The sequence below is a fragment of the Pseudomonas sp. GW821-FHT04D07 genome (genome assembly GCF_059420225.1).
Map to the genome: position 1 here is coordinate 133,711 of NZ_JBWKTH010000015.1, position 14,856 is coordinate 148,566.

Sequence of the window (14,856 nt, forward strand, 5' to 3'; positions counted from 1 at the left end):
TGAGATAGCGTAGCGCGGATTTGCGATGAAGCACTTGGCTAAAAATGTTCCGCAGCTTTACATCCCGCCAGGAAAGCCTTTCCCATCGTTGTCATTTGGACATCGCTGTATACCAGCTGCGGATGGCTGACGTCGGCCAGCGCTTGCGCATAATTGAAGCTGATCAACCGTTCCAGCGTATCGACTTCGGCAGGGGCCTTGACCTCATTTTTGCCCAGGGCGATTTCATTCAGAAGCCTGCAGAAGGCGGTGTCTTGTTTGTTCACGATCAAACCTCTTTCCGGGGTTGTTCCAGCTGACCAGGGCCGCGCCTGCAACGCCTTGGCGCGTCGTCACAGTTATCAATATAGCTTGCCGCACGTCCAATTCGACCGCCAGGCGCGAGGGCAGGGGACGGGTGAGATCTCGTCTATCACGCGGGTCATGGGAAAATAAAACGGTTCCCCTTGTTTTCCCTTGGCTAGATGAGCCGGCAAAGTCGAACTCACCAGCATCCCGCCGCGGTAGCGGATATCAGCGACCTAATGGTCCTGTCAAATGACCTGGAAATGGATCTACTAATGGAGCCATTTAGCTCGTAGGATTTTCATGCATCTTGAACAGCTGAAGACAGTTGTTAGATCCATTTAATAAGACCGGGAGAGCTTCCTTAATGGGAGCGCTGATAATCATGATCTTTAGAAAACATTATTCAATCGCCTGGCAATTGGCAGCCATCATCATGTCGGCAGCGACCTTATCCGGCTGCCAAGCACCGACGCGAGAAGACTTTATCAAGTACCCGACTTTACGGAAAAAATGGTCAATGATTTGTGATGCGCGCAGTAACGCAGCTGAAGTCAACGTGGAAGGCTGCAAAAATTTGCATGAATGGCAAGCGGCCAATCAAGCACCGGTTTTGGATAATTTAATGAACCAAAACATGGGCAAGTAAGCGACGTATGCCGGTGGCGGTGAAAGCGGCTCGGTTCAGAGCGCGGAACCGTCACAGACCGTCATCGTGCTGTAGAGGCCTGGGTACCGTAACGTAGCGTAATTGTGTGAGGCCAACGCCGACAAGCCTGCATTAGATACTTCGCATAATGTATATTATGTTAAATTAGTGATATGTTTCGAATGTTACTGCTGCGGCGCACCTGCGCCACACACCTTGCTTCTGCACCAATCGCGTTTTGAGTGGAATGTCCCCCTCCAACACCCTCAAGCCCTTGTATTCCTGGGCCTTCAGCACGCCAGGCGCCCGATTCGGCCGGATTTTTTTAAGAAATAAGTGGAAAAATTCTCTCGCCTCAAAATCATATATCATTGATTTGTATTGGTTTTTCAAAATGCGCTCCAAATGGAATAGCTCTCTCGGCCAAGGAGAAATTAGTGGAATCAGTTTTGACGCTACGAAACCCCACCAACCCTGAAACCCTTGCAGGACAAGGGCTCCAGCGCCATTTGAAGATTTGAGTGGACATTCCGACCTACCAATTCCTGAGACGTAATGAGTGGACATTCCACGTGAACACCGGCCCGCTCAACATTTTCTAACCAGCACTCAGCGGCCCTGGTCTGAAGCAAGCTGAGTGCCCTAAGCCCAGGTCATCTGAATCTGCTAAATCGTCTCAACCTCCCGTGATACCTGGCCTGCACCATATCCACCTAAACGCGCACACGGATGCCCGCCGGCGTTCCTGGTCACCGCCAACACGCTCAACGGCACGCGAGTCGACACAATGACGCCGTACAGCCCGATCGCCGTGTCCTGAAATTTTGCGGCCATCCTTTAAAACAATGAGTGGAAAATCCATACACCCATTTGCTCCAAAATCCCCTGAAACTCCCGAAAACCGGGAACTTCCCAAAATTCAAAGAAATTAGTGGACATTCCAAATGGTTTTTCCGTTTAAATCTTTAAATGGAAAAAACATTCGTGATTTTCCACTCATTGTCTGGCCCGGTGTTCTCGACTGAGGCCTTCAGCCACTAGGTGGGTTACCCAACAATTAGCACCAAGCGGCTGCCTCGAACCGGCGCTTCCTCGCGGCCTAAATCATCCACCTAGCACCAGCGCCCAGCAGCACCCAGAAACCCCGGGCAAACCGGAACCTCCCACCAGGCCTGAGGCATCGGCCCAAATCTGACAGCAGACAATATTTACTTAAATACTTATATAGGCCAAAGCCCCACAGCGCAGTGGGCCGGTGATCGAGGTCTTACAATTAACAGCTAAAATAACTAGAAAACGAAACCCCCAAAAAGCCAAAACAAAACCAGAAAACGAAAACCACGCTCATAGAATAATGAGTGGAAAATTCATCTGATCAGATAGTCATGCTTAAATCATTTGTCAAGCAACAGCTGTGACATTCGCCGCCGAGCAGGGGAAGTTGCAACGGAGACCGTCAAGGGCTAACATCGATCAATGTCAATCAGTTTAGGTAGGGGGAGATGAAAAATGCAGAAGAAAATGCAAGCACCCTGCCCTGACTTCCAATTACTTCCATTACTGGAAGTTTCTTACTACAGCAAAACCATACGGTAACGCGCCACAATGTCTACGCAGCCAATGCCTCTATTCGAGTCCTATGAAATCTTCATTGATTTGGACTTTAGCTTGCGTACACCTGGTATGGCTTGCGTTCGTGAATACATTGAGAAATTTCCAGCTTCAGTAGACGCCATCAAGGGCTACCTCACAGCCCGTGACTTTCTGAGAGCCTTCTCGGATAACAGCCTGACATTCACTTCTTATAGAACCCATGTTGAGCGGCTGCTGCTATGGGCGCTCATCATTAAGCAGAAGCCTTTTGATCAGCTCAAGCGCCAGGATGCGGAAGATTACCTGGAGTTCTGCCGTAATCCTCCAGCAGACTGGATTGGCCCAGTCGTACGCGGCCGTTTCGTGACCAGCGATCAGACTGAGTCCGCTTGGGGTGATCCTGTCATGCCCAACGAGAAATGGAGGCCATTCAGCCTGAAGCAATCCAAGGACTCATCGAATGACCTTAAGTCAGCGCCAGACGTCACCTCCGGGGATGCAGAGCCTGGCCTGGCCTCGAGCGTCACTCGTTACAAGCCTTCTCCGAGCACCCTCAACCAGATCTATACGATCTGCAGCCGGTTCTTTGAGTACATGATCGAAGACGGAACAGCGGCGGCGAACCCTTTCCGGATGATCAAGAAGCGCACCCTCAACCGTGAAACGCCACAAGAGGAAGGATCGAATCGCGCCCTGACGCCCTTGCAGTGGGACTACGTGTTGGAGACCGCTGAACGGATGGCTCAGGATGAGCCTGAGCGGCACGAGCGCACCCTATTCATCGTTGCCACACTGTTTGCCATGTATCTCCGGGTCTCCGACATCGTTGGCCGTCCGAACTGGCACCCGGTCATGGGTGATTTTCGCCAGGATCCAGAGGGCAACTGGTGGTACCACGTGATCGGGAAAGGCAACAAGGCCGGTAAGGTCGCAGTCAGGGATGAGTACGTCTCCAAGTACCTGAAGCGCTACCGCCGGTTTGTTGGCCTTTCGCCGTTGCCGGAATGGAACGAGCAGACGCCTCTGCTGATGACACTTCGAGGTCGCTCAGGACTGTCGGGGCGACAAGTACGAGCCCTCCTCCAATCAGTCTTCGATAACGCTGTCGCGCGAATGCGCGATGAGGAGCGCGAAGAACACGAGATGAATAGCCTGCGTGCAGCGTCTGCGCACTGGCTGCGGCATACTTCTGCAACGTTTGACGCGCCGCTGCGGAGCCCAAAGGATCTGCAGATGGACTTGCGCCATAGCAGTCTCAGCACCACTCAGAACGTCTATTACCACTCGCACGACCAAGAACGTAGTCTCTCTGTGCGTGGCGTAGGCATGCGCGACAGGGGTTAACAGCCCCATCGCTTCCATAGCACTTATCTTTAACAGGCGGCATTGGAATCTCAATCAGCCGAACACAGTCAGTCGCGACTGTGCTAACTACCCTTCAACAGTTGAATACATCAGTGCCAGGTTGCTCAGGGATAAGCTTCGCTACTTGGTATGGCATTGGTGGATAGACCCGTAATTCAGAACTTTTGAGTGCATCTTAATCGTCAGGTTGCGCGTACGGCTGCTCCATACGTAATATGTCAGCATGCGTATAATAACAATAATGGAGGCATTTGAATGCCCAGCACAAAGTCTACTTCATGCACTCGCGCTCGAACCAAAAAAATGGTTTGGCACCCGCCCATTATCTGTCGCCCAGAATAAACTTGTAAGGCTTAGCCAACTCCAAGCAATTGGTTGGTTTTTCAAGGCCGTCGACATCATGGCGGAAGGATCCTTGCTGGATCAATTGAACGGGATGTTTTGTTTCGACCGCGAAGTTGATCAACTGAGCATTGGAACTGACGCCCCAATACATCTATTATGCTCTGCTAACTGGGACGAGAGATTCTTCGTGGTTTGGTGCTTGATCGGTGCGCGCGAGCGAGAGCTTGCCAAGCAACTGATTGCTGACGGAGTCCACAACTTCTGGCCCGACACGCGTTTCTGCGAAGCCGGTTGGGAAGATCGTGTTCAAGTGTGGCTGGCCAATCTTCCCACGGGCGAACCTGATCACGTACAGTTTGAAATCGTGAGATTCGCAGGCCAGCCGCCTCGAAATGCCCTCCAGTTCGCACAATAGAGTCGAGGTGCAACGGGCGGCTCTGCTCATCTGATCGTTGAGTCTTCAGGATCAGGAACAGCGCCGATGACAAGCCCTCCTGGGCATCCTGGAGCCACTGCCAGTCATGCGCTGCTTCGCGGTTCGATCTGGGCAGTGCATTGCTTGGCCCAGCCGGGCATTAATAACTGTATTTATATACAGTATTGGCAAAATACGGCACCCCTGAGGCCCCAAGTGCACCGTTGCCCCCTGTGCTGGGTTCCTGATGAGCCTCAAAAGCCCGTGGCACGGGGCCTGTAGCCATTCTCCACTGGCGATCACCCGCCATGGTCGACACCGTTAATCAGGACATCCAGGTGTCAGATTCTTGGGCTACAAATAAATCTGTATTTATGTACAGTATTCGGCCAACCACGCCCGCACCGAGCACCTTGCCCTTGCCCTTTTCCGCACAAGCGTCAGCGGTTTGCGCAGCCAGGGAAAAAACTAAGCTATAAAGCCAACCGCCCAAAAATCTGCAAAAACTAAGGTAAACCTTAGTTCTAAAGGGCGTATTCCAGTCACTGTCGCCTCACACCGATAGCTGTAAACCAACTTTTTGCACTGTAAACCACTGCGGTTAACAGTATTGAAAATTGGTTTACACCCACTTCTCTACCCTTCAGAGGCAGGGAACAGCGCCCGTTGGGCGAGCAGGAGCAACCCCAGCAGGCTGGAGGCCTTGTCCTTACGGTTTTCGATAGCCTCCTCGAGCAGTGCCCGGGCGTCTTCCTGCGTGAGCTTCAGCGTACCGGTAGCCAGTGCGGCGGCAAACTCCAAGGCGGCATCGCCGTAAGTCCGCTCCCAGCGGGCAAATACCTTGGCGATGAACTCCTTCATCAGCTTGCTCAGCTCCGGGCTTGCTGAGTAATCAAGCTCTGAAGGGAGACACGCCCGGAGGAATGACGCCTGTAGGACGTTGTCGTTAAACCGGAGGAAGCACTCCGGTGATAACACCACGGACTCATACCCCGTCGGCTGCAGGCGCAGCTCATGATCTTCGTGTTCCCGAGCGAACTGCAGGACGGCAGCAATCGTAAAGAACACCGTGCTTTGCGGTACGTTCGGACAGTCCTGGCCCACATTGCTTGAGGCGTCGAAGAACAGAAAGCCATCGGATAAGGCGAGCGCGCTGCCGTCATGTTTTGGCAGGAAGCTGTGCTTGTGCGCCATAACCAGCTCAGCGGCCTCATCAAGAGCCTGATGACGAACCTTGTCCGCGACTGCAGGTGTGAAGCCGACGTCATCGACCTGCCCGGCAGAGACAACCTTGGTCAACCGACTCCAGGCGTTCTCTTTCCCGTCATCTCCGATGGGCAGGCACAGCCAGTTAGAGAAGCCATACTCCCGGGGCGTGGGGTTCTTCATCAGGAAAGTTTTGAGCAGTGTCCAGGCTCTCGCGCTCTGTGGAATCCCGATCGGTGCAAGGAACCTGCGCGGCACGGTCGCTTCCATGTAGGCCCGCAGATCACGACTAATCTCTCTCAGGATGCCGCCATCGCGCGCAACCACTGTCGCGACCAGCACCCCGGAGACGGTTTCGAAATCGACTTGATCGAGCTCGCTGTAAGGCACGCATCGGATTGACTTGGTCGCGCCCCATTTCTCGCTGAGCATCTCATGGGCCACCTCGCCGAGTTTCTTCGACCCGTCATCGTCGGCGTAGACGATCAGGTTTGTCGCCATGGAAACCGACCAGCCGATTTCAGCGGCCAGCCATTTTCTGAAGGCAGCGTCCGCCAGCAACTCATCAGGATTGAGCGTCAACAGCTTGCGAGGCTTGCTCGACCTGTTGAATCCATCAATTCCTCCCATACCGAAGTACTTGTGGAATTTGGCCAGCCGCTTCGGGTCATGCTTCAAGGATATCGTGATCGACTTGGGTGGCTTGGATTTCGCCGAGAAGTTCTCTCCTATGATTTCAATCAGCGTACAGCCTTCCTCCGCCTTGACTGGCAGTGGGTAGTCAACGTCGTCCAGGGCGACCAGCACACCTCCGTATCGGCCATCCGCCGTGCGATCGATCAGTGTGGCTACGCACTCCTCTGCGAAGCCCTGCTCACCCATCTGCTTGGCCATACCGCCAGATGTGGAGGCTGATACCACGCAGAAATACTCACCTTCCGGCGGGTAGATGGTCTTGAGCCGTTCGTAGGAGTGGAAGCTCATGACTTCAGCCTTGCTGTCCAAGCGAGCGAGCGCATTTTTCACGAATGCATAGATGCCCATGGTGTCGATATACACCTTGCCAGCCTGGCGCAGCCTGGCACCGTACTCGAGTGCAATTGCATACCCGACCACACACACCTCGGCCTCATCGCTCGCCAGTTCCCTGGTCTGGATGAACACGTTGTTTAGTGTGCCGGAGGGGTGCTTGAAGGAATGCGCGGATGGTGCTGCATGAATGACGTTGTTCTTATCGATCAGCGTTCTCAAACCCTCCCTCAAGAGAGCGCTCGGATCATGACGGTAGACAAGCTCTTTGCCGCCCAGCACATGAGTGTTGAAGCTCGCGCCATTCCACTCCAGGAACACGTATTCATGGACACATACGCGCGGGTTTTTCTCGCCACGCTTCAGGAGGTTGGCCAGGCGGACTTGGTCGTCAGCCCAAACGCTCTTGAACACGGATAGCTGATCAGACGTCCCCAGGATGTAGACGCAGTCAGGTAGATGCCGTTGGGCCTTGAGAGCCACCTCGATATCAGTGAAGACATGCTGAACCGAGAGCTCGGAATCGTTGTAGCAGACGACCAACGCTTCATGACTGCCACTGGGGTCGCTGACAGCGGACATCCATTGATAGAAACGCTCCATTACATGCCCCTCAATGGAATCATGATGGTGACAACAGCCCCTGCAACGGGCGCCAAATCGGTGGTGTCCCAATCCCTGAAATCGTCAGGATGACGGTGCTGGTCGTTCTCTTCGAATTGGTTGTAGATGCACAGCCGACCGGAACGGATACGGATCAATCCGCCTACCTTGCGAAGCTCGTTCAGGATGGCAGGCAGGCCGATGCCCGCAGCGTCCAGAGTCTTGCTGGACTGGCGTGGCTGCAAGCATTTGAGCAGGTAGTCTCGCTCTTCTTGGAGCGACATCTCTTGAACCGCCCTGCCGCTAAATCTTGAGGCAAATCCGGGGCCTGAGTCGAAGAAGCTGATGTGCAATGCACGCAGGCTGGTCTTGTTATTGTCGGTGGTAGAAGACTCTCGCCGCCAATAGCGGCGCAAGTCCTCACTGCCGTCAAAGTCTTCAGCAAAAATCTCGTCCTCAAGTCGCTTCCAGCCGACCATGACGCCTTCAACATGGGCGAAATACGGGTGGCCCAAATGGTCTGAAGTCGCGTGTTCCTGGGTGTTGGATACAAGCTCAGAACAGAGCAGCCCCAAGCTTTCGAGGAGAGAATCCGGAATACTGGTACGCCCGCTCTGCTTGTTGACGAAGTCAATGAGTCTGCGCATCTCAGTGGTCATTTCGGACGCAGGCTTTACCTTGCCTTCCGCGCTAAAAAGCGGTCTTAGGTGCTGAACCTTCGAGCCTGCAACACAGATCAGATCGACGACTCGGCCGTTGACTACGTCCTCGTACCTGCCGGCGTCCATGGCCTGCATTCGCTCGACCGACTCCTGAAAGACCTCTCGGCGATTGAATGTCTGCTCGCCGAGCCGGATACCCTTGGAAAGGCGCAAGGCTGCAATCCCTGGCGAACAGTTAGCGAGGTTGTGCAGCAACGCTTGAGCATCGGCTTGCGGGTTGAAATCCAGGTAGTCGCTCTGCAACTGCTGCCGGGCCAGGGTAACGATCAGTTGCAGGCGTGCGGCATCATGCATGGCGCCATGCCGCGCACTGAGCATGTCTGCCTGAATGAGAAACCTCTCACCCTGGCTGTCGCAGATCTTGCGAATGGCCGCTTCGATGTCTTTGAGCGTACGCGTCTTGCCAAGGTTGATAGGTTTCAAGCCTGTCTCTCCAATCAAACGTCCGCTTTGTCCCCGGCGCCAAGAAGCAAGGTTTTGATCTTGGGCTCTGGCTTCCAGTAATTCGGGCCTTTGAGGAACTTCCCGTTCTCGTCGTAGATAGGCTTTCCATCTGCTCCCAGTTTGCTTTCGTTGCTGTCCATGATGACGTCCAGGACGTCCTCCAATGGCAACCCGTATTTCAGGGCCTCAGACCTGCAGTAAACAATCACGTCCCCTAGCAGGTCGGCGATGGCAACCTTGATATCGATTTCGGTTTCACCTTTCTCGATCTTCTCGACGATTTCATCGATCTCATGAACTTCAGCCATCAGTGTGGCCTTGAACTTCCTGAGCTTGTCCGCAGGATCGGCGAGAAGCGTGGGAGCGCTGTTGATAGGCAGCTTATACATCTGATTCATGGCATGAATGCGGTCTTTGAAAGGCTTACTCATGAATGCTTCCTTCTCGATAAGTCAAAAGTGGTAAGTCCGCTTTGCATGATGCAACACGCAAAAAATCAAAGGAGCGGCTTGAGCGTCGCGATGACGGAACATGGAGAGTTGGACAGGCGCGTGGATGCCTGGCTGGCATTGAGGCCGCGAAGTAACGCTGGGAATGAGCTGGGAGCGGTTGGGCGTCTGGGCAATCCATGTGCGATTGAAAACTCATTGTCTCTCACTACTCCACTAGCCCAGGACGCCAATCAAGAAATCAAGGTTCCAGAAGCATACCCCAGATATTTCATCTAGCGCGCCTACGAGGTTCAAAACAGCTCGCCCCCTGCTCCACTGCCCATCCTGCATGCCCATGCAGCGCTGATCCAGGGCGTTACCGAAGTACTGATCTGATTTGCCCCTGTTTGCTTTGGCTAGCGCCTTTGTATGCAAGGCCCACGGAATCGTATGGGTGTAAATAATGGGAAAATAGTTCGAGATATCCCCCGACGATAACCATGGAGGTCGGTCATTCAATCGGGACACTACACCTGACTTGGATGAGAAAATGCGGTTAGAAAGGCCATTTGACCTTATTGAAATCAGCCAGCTGCTTGGCGCCATAGGCAGGGTCAATTTGGGTCGCATACGCAACCAGCCCCCTCACGTGGTTTCTGAATCCGAGTACCGCGTCGAACCCCTTATGCTTGGCGTGAGCTACGGCTCCTACATCAGGATGCAGACAAAAGTGTAGATGCTGCTCCAGGTTTGAGCGGAACTCGCGCGACAACCTTGGCCGGTTGGTGTCGACGTATAGGCCCAGCACAACCTTGCGACCACCAGGCGGCACGACGACAGTCTTCGCAAGATTCGGAGCAAACCCGCAGTCCCGCATGATCGCGTAGAGCTTTCGAATGACGTCTTTGGCCTGTCCCCTTCCGAAACCCTTATCTTCTGAGGACAACGCGATGTCGTCGGCGTACCGCGTATAAACCAAGCCATGGAGCAATGCCAGCTCTTCAATCCGTTCGTCCAACACCCGCGAACATAGGTTCGCCAGCAGAGGACTGGAGGGCGCCCCCTGGGGGAGAGAACCTTGGAGACGGTTCGAGTAGGAGGAAATTTTGTATTTATCGAGTCGGTTCTGTGTGAAGTTGAAAGGCCCGTCTGGCGAAAAGGGCATCACTGTCCTCGTGCACAGCCGAGCCATTTCGAATGAAATCAGCGCCGGGTACCCAGCCTGCCTGAAGACCCGGTAAACCACCTGTTCTGGAATGGCTTCGAAAAAGTTCTTGATGTCGACTTTGATGAGCCAGTTGCACCCACAGTGAACCGCTACACCGTCGATTAGTGTCTTGCCGGGGTTATAAGCGATGCTGGCGGGGTGGACAGGCAGGTGAACCAGGATGTGCTCGTGTATGTAGCGCTGAACCCTGAGCAACACAGGCGACGGTATACAGATCGTTCGAAATCGTTCGATGCCATCTGGCCGGGCCATGCGCTTTCGTATCCGAAAAATACGATACGGCAGGTCTTTTTTTGAAGTTGCGTGCCGGCCCACAATCTCTCGTAACACTCCGTAGGGAGTGCCGGACAGCACTGACAAATGCCTCAGTGTGAAGACCGGCGTCAACTTAGCATTGTTTCGAATGATTGTTTGCCCATAGCGGACAGCGTGGGCGAGCGCAGTAGGGTCTGCGCCGGCCAGCTCGCCCGCTTTTTTGTAGGGCTGAGGGCGCCAGACAGACATCTACTTTGACACCCGAAGGGTGAGAATCAACCCGCCGAGCTGCGAGGCGAGCTTGCGACCGAGCATACGCTTTTGCGAAGGGGGGTTGATGCTTACACTTAAGCGCATGCTACTCCGTAAGGGACAAAATATGTCCCCCAATGCATCATCTCTGATACCGGGTACGTCGCCGTACCAACACTAGAAACGTCAGTCTGGCGCTCTCAGCGAGGTCGGATGGTACACGACATTTTCTGGCCAAGGTAGATTGGCCGGCATTTCATATTTTGGCTTTTTCTGCATGTGTTTGAGCTGCAGCAGGCCATCGTCGGTCAGCCGATGTGTAACGCTGATCCACTGGAAATGCATGCCGACCTCCAGCCACCGGCGAACATCAGGCATGGTCAGGCCAGTACGCACGGCGATGGCGTTTTCCGTCCTGGGCGACCTCGACAAGGATGCCATGACCAGAAGCATCTTCTTGGAATCCTCACCCAGGCGATTTAGCCACCGAGATGCCGCGAGCTTGTCGGCCTCGACTTTCGCCAGACGCTCCGCGACGGGCACCCGAGGAAGCCCAGTTTCAACCAGCGTGGCCACCGAATTCGTCACCCTGCCGCTGAACAGGGGCCTCCACTTGGCAGTGCTTCGGAAGAACAGGTCTGGGGCGTTATTGGGGATGCCGTGAGCATAAGCCAACAACACACCCTCCTTGCCAAAGCCGAGTCCATCATCGGACTTATTAGGGTTGTAACGAGCGCAAAGATCGACCAGTCGCTCGGCGTCGGAGGCATCAAAGACAGTCGCTATGGTTGGGCATGGCACGTCGTAGACAACCGCTGGGCGCATGGGATGCTTCTCAAGGTAGGCTCGCCCTACGGAGGTCGACGCAAATGCGATCACCCTGGTGGTAATCAAGCCTGCGGACATCCAGCTTTTCACAGAGGCCAGGTTCCACAGTGACTGAAGCATCCTACCTGCCTGTTTCCCAGATCCGACCGTATCGGCAAGGATAAAAAACGCCCGAACTTTTTTTCGACGTATCGCTTCGGCGGTGGGATGCAACAAAAACTTGTCCCGAGATTGGCGTTTCAACGCGGTGGCGATGCTTCCCACTACACCCTCCGAGCCCACTTCATGGTTAAAAAGCTGCTTGCTTCTCACCGGTGGTATCGCCACACCATGAGCCCGTTTGGGCTTACGCTTTTGCTTGTAGAACCTTTCGACCTTTCCGTTTCTGACCTTGAGATCCTGTTCGACGAAAAGCGCGATGGGGCCAGTAATCGACTCGGCCTCCTCCAGGATGCTTTTAGTCAGGGCATCCGTGAACTCAGCTGCGGATACCCAACGCACGGCCTTCAGGAGTTCCCGGGCGGCAGGCTGGTCTTGCACCTTGAATTGTTTAATCCAAGCAATCCCGGAGCCAGTCTCATGCAGGTTCATTGGTTCCAATTGCTAGTCGCCCTGAAGTTGTCTGCAGTGAACCGCTCCCGGGTGCTCAGGGGCGAAACCATTTGTAGTTGTCCGAGGCTTCGCCCCCACATTTGAGACAGGTCGCTCGATACTCGTACATAGCGGCGGCCCTGAGCTTTTCAATCCCAGGGAAGGGCTTCGTGAGGGTAGCCCATCGTGTCTTAACGCAGTTCGTACACAGGATGCTGACCAATCTGGAGCGGTCTGCATGAGAGGCGTACGATGGCAAGGGGCCAACATAGTGATTGGATCGATCAGCAGGTTCGTCGACCAGGTCTGACGGCTCAACCTCCTCCCAACCTTCGTCCAAAAGGAAGCAGCGCTCCCCTTGAAGGTCTTCTTGCCTGACGTCCAGTGCGAGCACATCGCGGACGGTGGCCGCGACATACCAATCATTGAGCAGATGTGTCTGGATAGGGCCCGTGGCGGCGAAACGGCTGCCCTCGATGTCCTTTAGCAGCACGTAGAACTCAAGCTTCCGTTTCTTCATAAATCCCTCCTTTGATTTCTCCCGGTCGATAGTAACCCAAGCATTTCGCTCCAGCCACGGCGTGGGAACTATCCGAGTTATGATAGGAGCTCCCTTGCCCGCCCCCGTTGGTCATACCGATGCCAGCCTGGCGTGTGCTCCAATCGAGTTAGTTGTGCGGTCGCCTTTTTTGACGATGTCCTGACGGACGAACGTTTTTTGGAGCATGCCGTCGGCGATTTTCAACGGTACGTGGGAGAAATGCAGGCGGCGGTGCAGAGGTATCATGCAGCAAATGGAAGTCCATAAAGTAAAAGGCGGTGCAAGGGGGGCTGAGAGAGATGGTAGAGCCTTGGCTTTTCAGAATGTTCGCCTAGTACTTCTCGAACCTGTCGAATGCCCCAGCCGAATACTTGCTGTCTGACACTGACTACCACTAGTGATGAGCGACAGCAGCGCTCGGCTACAAGCGCCGTTGAGGTGGTTTCATGGGGGCCATCGATCGCAGGGCGCGCCTCCACCTCAGGCTGAGGTGTTCGTGGTCACGCCCCGATCCGACTTACGCTACGAATGATCTGATGCGAAACGCGAGAAGCGCTACTGCTACCACACCTACACATTGAGACCAAAAAGGCTCGAGCCAAGCGTAGATATCGTCGTCAAGCCAAACGATGAACGCAGGCATGAGTGCGATCCAGGAGAGCCCGATGCAAACTGGCCAGCTGTAGCGGAGGCCCACTCCTAGTAGGCCTCGGCCCAGGCAGTATCCCAAGAGCCAGGACAGACCCAGCCTCCCCAGGACAACACCGGTTGTGGCAATGTCCAGATGTACCTGGTCAGCCACGGTGACCAAGGCACAGAAACACAAAACCACGGCCAAACAGATCAAGATCCCGGCAGACGAACTGCTGCTGTAACTTCCACGCATTGTTGTACCTCACTGATGAACGGTGATGTATCAATGCCCTTAAGCTGTTTTGATTTCAACTCAACTTCGAGCACTTTCTCCCAGGTGTCCTGAAACCGCTTGATACCGGTGCCCTTGCAGGGCATCCGCCCTACCCTCTGTCTCTAATGCCCCCTGCCTGGCGCTGGCCGTCTGAAGGCGTGTCATGGATTGGGCACCGATTCCGTGATCGCGGCGGTCAGACCTGCCCGCCGGCAGGCACTCGGTTGAATGCTTCGTTAAAACGCTGACGACTGCGCTTTCCCGTTACAATCGGAGCAGTTTTGCTGCGCCGCGTGCGTACGGATATACCAGCCGAATGAGGAGCAAGCGAAGTACCCATGAAAATCCAAGGCATTATTTTCGACTGTGATGGGACGCTGGTGGATAGTGAACGTCTCGCGGCTCAGCTACTGAGCCCATAAGCTGAAGCCGCTGATCAACAAGAACAAGTTCTCGCACGAGGATGCCATTCAGGCCCTGGACGAGGCCTGCGCAAAACTTAAAAAACCACGCACCCGCGTGGAGTTTTACGAGTTCCTGACCGACAAGCTCGGCCACACCATCGCAGCGTAACCCCTGCGTAGGGCTGATTGGACTGGATGCTCGCTGTCTGAGTCAGCATCCAGTCTTAGTCGCTCGATTGGCTCAGGGAGATCTGTACAGCGACCTCCGCAGTCATCCCGGTGCCCCACATACCGGAGCGTGGGTTAGTGAGTCACTCGTGCACCGAGCTCATTGATCACCCATCCCTGCGCTTCCAGCGCTGCCCTTCGCTCAGCTCTCGCCTCCCCTTCACCCAGTGCACTGGTTCGAATAGCCAGGCACAGCAAGTGCGTAGGCCTGGTCATCCCAACGTACATGAGCATCCTGTTCTTCCGGTAAGTCACCTGATGTTCCTTCTTCACCAGCGGCTTACCCTCAAGCCAGGGCAACATCATCTCCAGGACGTGCTGTCCACTGAAGGTTTCCACGATCAGTGTCGCCGAATGAGTCTTGCCTTTGACGGCGTGCATGGATGACAGTTGGACGTCGACGGGGGCATGTTCACCTTCGTCGGATCGGTATGTGTTGATGGTTTCACGGGGTATCTCTGTGGTGGTTTAATTTCCCCGGACACCCCGATAGGTGGAAAATGCATCTATCGAGGAGTTTTTCATGACCGACAAG

The 14,856-nt window shown here is 54.4% G+C and carries 10 protein-coding genes; 3 read left to right on the forward strand and 7 right to left on the reverse strand.

Features of this window, described 5'->3' with window-relative positions:
* Nucleotides 1-38: 38 nt before the first annotated feature.
* Complete coding sequence (locus AC07T0_RS18670; RefSeq protein ID WP_495002607.1) at nt 39-266, reverse strand: hypothetical protein; 228 nt, start codon at nt 264-266, stop codon at nt 39-41.
* Nucleotides 267-652: 386 nt separating this feature from the next.
* On the opposite strand from AC07T0_RS18670, the gene AC07T0_RS18675 reads away from it, so the two are divergent.
* The 3 genes from AC07T0_RS18675 to AC07T0_RS18685 all read left to right on the forward strand — a co-directional run bounded on the left by AC07T0_RS18675 (nt 653) and on the right by AC07T0_RS18685 (nt 4,652).
* Nucleotides 653-934 carry a hypothetical protein gene (locus AC07T0_RS18675; RefSeq protein ID WP_495002608.1) on the forward strand — a complete coding sequence of 94 codons (282 nt, stop codon included), beginning with the start codon at nt 653-655 and terminating at the stop codon, nt 932-934.
* Nucleotides 935-2,539: 1,605 nt separating this feature from the next.
* Nucleotides 2,540-3,871, forward strand: coding sequence for a tyrosine-type recombinase/integrase (locus AC07T0_RS18680; RefSeq protein ID WP_495002609.1), 1,332 nt, complete (start codon nt 2,540-2,542; stop codon nt 3,869-3,871).
* Nucleotides 3,872-4,133: 262 nt separating this feature from the next.
* On the forward strand, nt 4,134-4,652 hold the full coding sequence (locus AC07T0_RS18685) for a hypothetical protein (protein ID WP_495002610.1): 519 nt from the start codon (nt 4,134-4,136) through the stop codon (nt 4,650-4,652).
* Nucleotides 4,653-5,288: 636 nt separating this feature from the next.
* Here the strand turns inward: AC07T0_RS18685 and AC07T0_RS18690 are convergent.
* From AC07T0_RS18690 to AC07T0_RS18715, 6 genes are all read right to left on the reverse strand, one after another.
* Nucleotides 5,289-7,490, reverse strand: a complete 2,202-nt coding sequence (locus AC07T0_RS18690; protein WP_495002611.1) for a hypothetical protein — start codon at nt 7,488-7,490, stop codon at nt 5,289-5,291.
* Entirely contained in the window at nt 7,490-8,653 is a 1,164-nt protein-coding gene (locus AC07T0_RS18695) for a hypothetical protein (protein WP_495002612.1), read from the reverse strand. Before AC07T0_RS18695 ends, AC07T0_RS18690 begins: the two co-directional genes overlap by 1 nt.
* A complete protein-coding gene (locus AC07T0_RS18700; protein WP_495002613.1) occupies nt 8,650-9,087 on the reverse strand; it encodes a MazG nucleotide pyrophosphohydrolase domain-containing protein in 438 nt (145 codons plus the stop codon). The genes AC07T0_RS18695 and AC07T0_RS18700 overlap by 4 nt, the downstream gene beginning before the upstream one ends.
* Before the next feature lie 556 nt (nt 9,088-9,643).
* Nucleotides 9,644-10,819, reverse strand: coding sequence for a reverse transcriptase family protein (locus AC07T0_RS18705; RefSeq protein ID WP_495002614.1), 1,176 nt, complete (start codon nt 10,817-10,819; stop codon nt 9,644-9,646).
* A 189-nt stretch (nt 10,820-11,008) separates the two neighbouring features.
* A complete protein-coding gene (locus tag AC07T0_RS18710; protein WP_495002615.1) occupies nt 11,009-12,241 on the reverse strand; it encodes a phosphoribosyltransferase-like protein in 1,233 nt (410 codons plus the stop codon).
* Between the two features lie 55 nt (nt 12,242-12,296).
* The gene (locus AC07T0_RS18715; RefSeq protein WP_313739298.1) at nt 12,297-12,761 is read right to left on the reverse strand and encodes a hypothetical protein; all 465 of its coding nucleotides are present in this window, start codon (nt 12,759-12,761) and stop codon (nt 12,297-12,299) included.
* Between the last annotated feature and the right edge of the window lie 2,095 nt (nt 12,762-14,856).

Coding starts and splice junctions, on each gene's coding strand:
- AC07T0_RS18680 (WP_495002609.1), top strand. CDS start 2,540: ATGTCTACGCAGCCAATGCCTCTATTCGAGTCCTATGAAATCTTCATT.
- AC07T0_RS18710 (WP_495002615.1), bottom strand. CDS start 12,241: ATGAACCTGCATGAGACTGGCTCCGGGATTGCTTGGATTAAACAATTC.
- AC07T0_RS18705 (WP_495002614.1), bottom strand. CDS start 10,819: ATGTCTGTCTGGCGCCCTCAGCCCTACAAAAAAGCGGGCGAGCTGGCC.
- AC07T0_RS18685 (WP_495002610.1), top strand. CDS start 4,134: ATGGAGGCATTTGAATGCCCAGCACAAAGTCTACTTCATGCACTCGCG.
- AC07T0_RS18690 (WP_495002611.1), bottom strand. CDS start 7,490: ATGGAGCGTTTCTATCAATGGATGTCCGCTGTCAGCGACCCCAGTGGC.
- AC07T0_RS18675 (WP_495002608.1), top strand. CDS start 653: ATGGGAGCGCTGATAATCATGATCTTTAGAAAACATTATTCAATCGCC.
- AC07T0_RS18700 (WP_495002613.1), bottom strand. CDS start 9,087: ATGAGTAAGCCTTTCAAAGACCGCATTCATGCCATGAATCAGATGTAT.
- AC07T0_RS18715 (WP_313739298.1), bottom strand. CDS start 12,761: ATGAAGAAACGGAAGCTTGAGTTCTACGTGCTGCTAAAGGACATCGAG.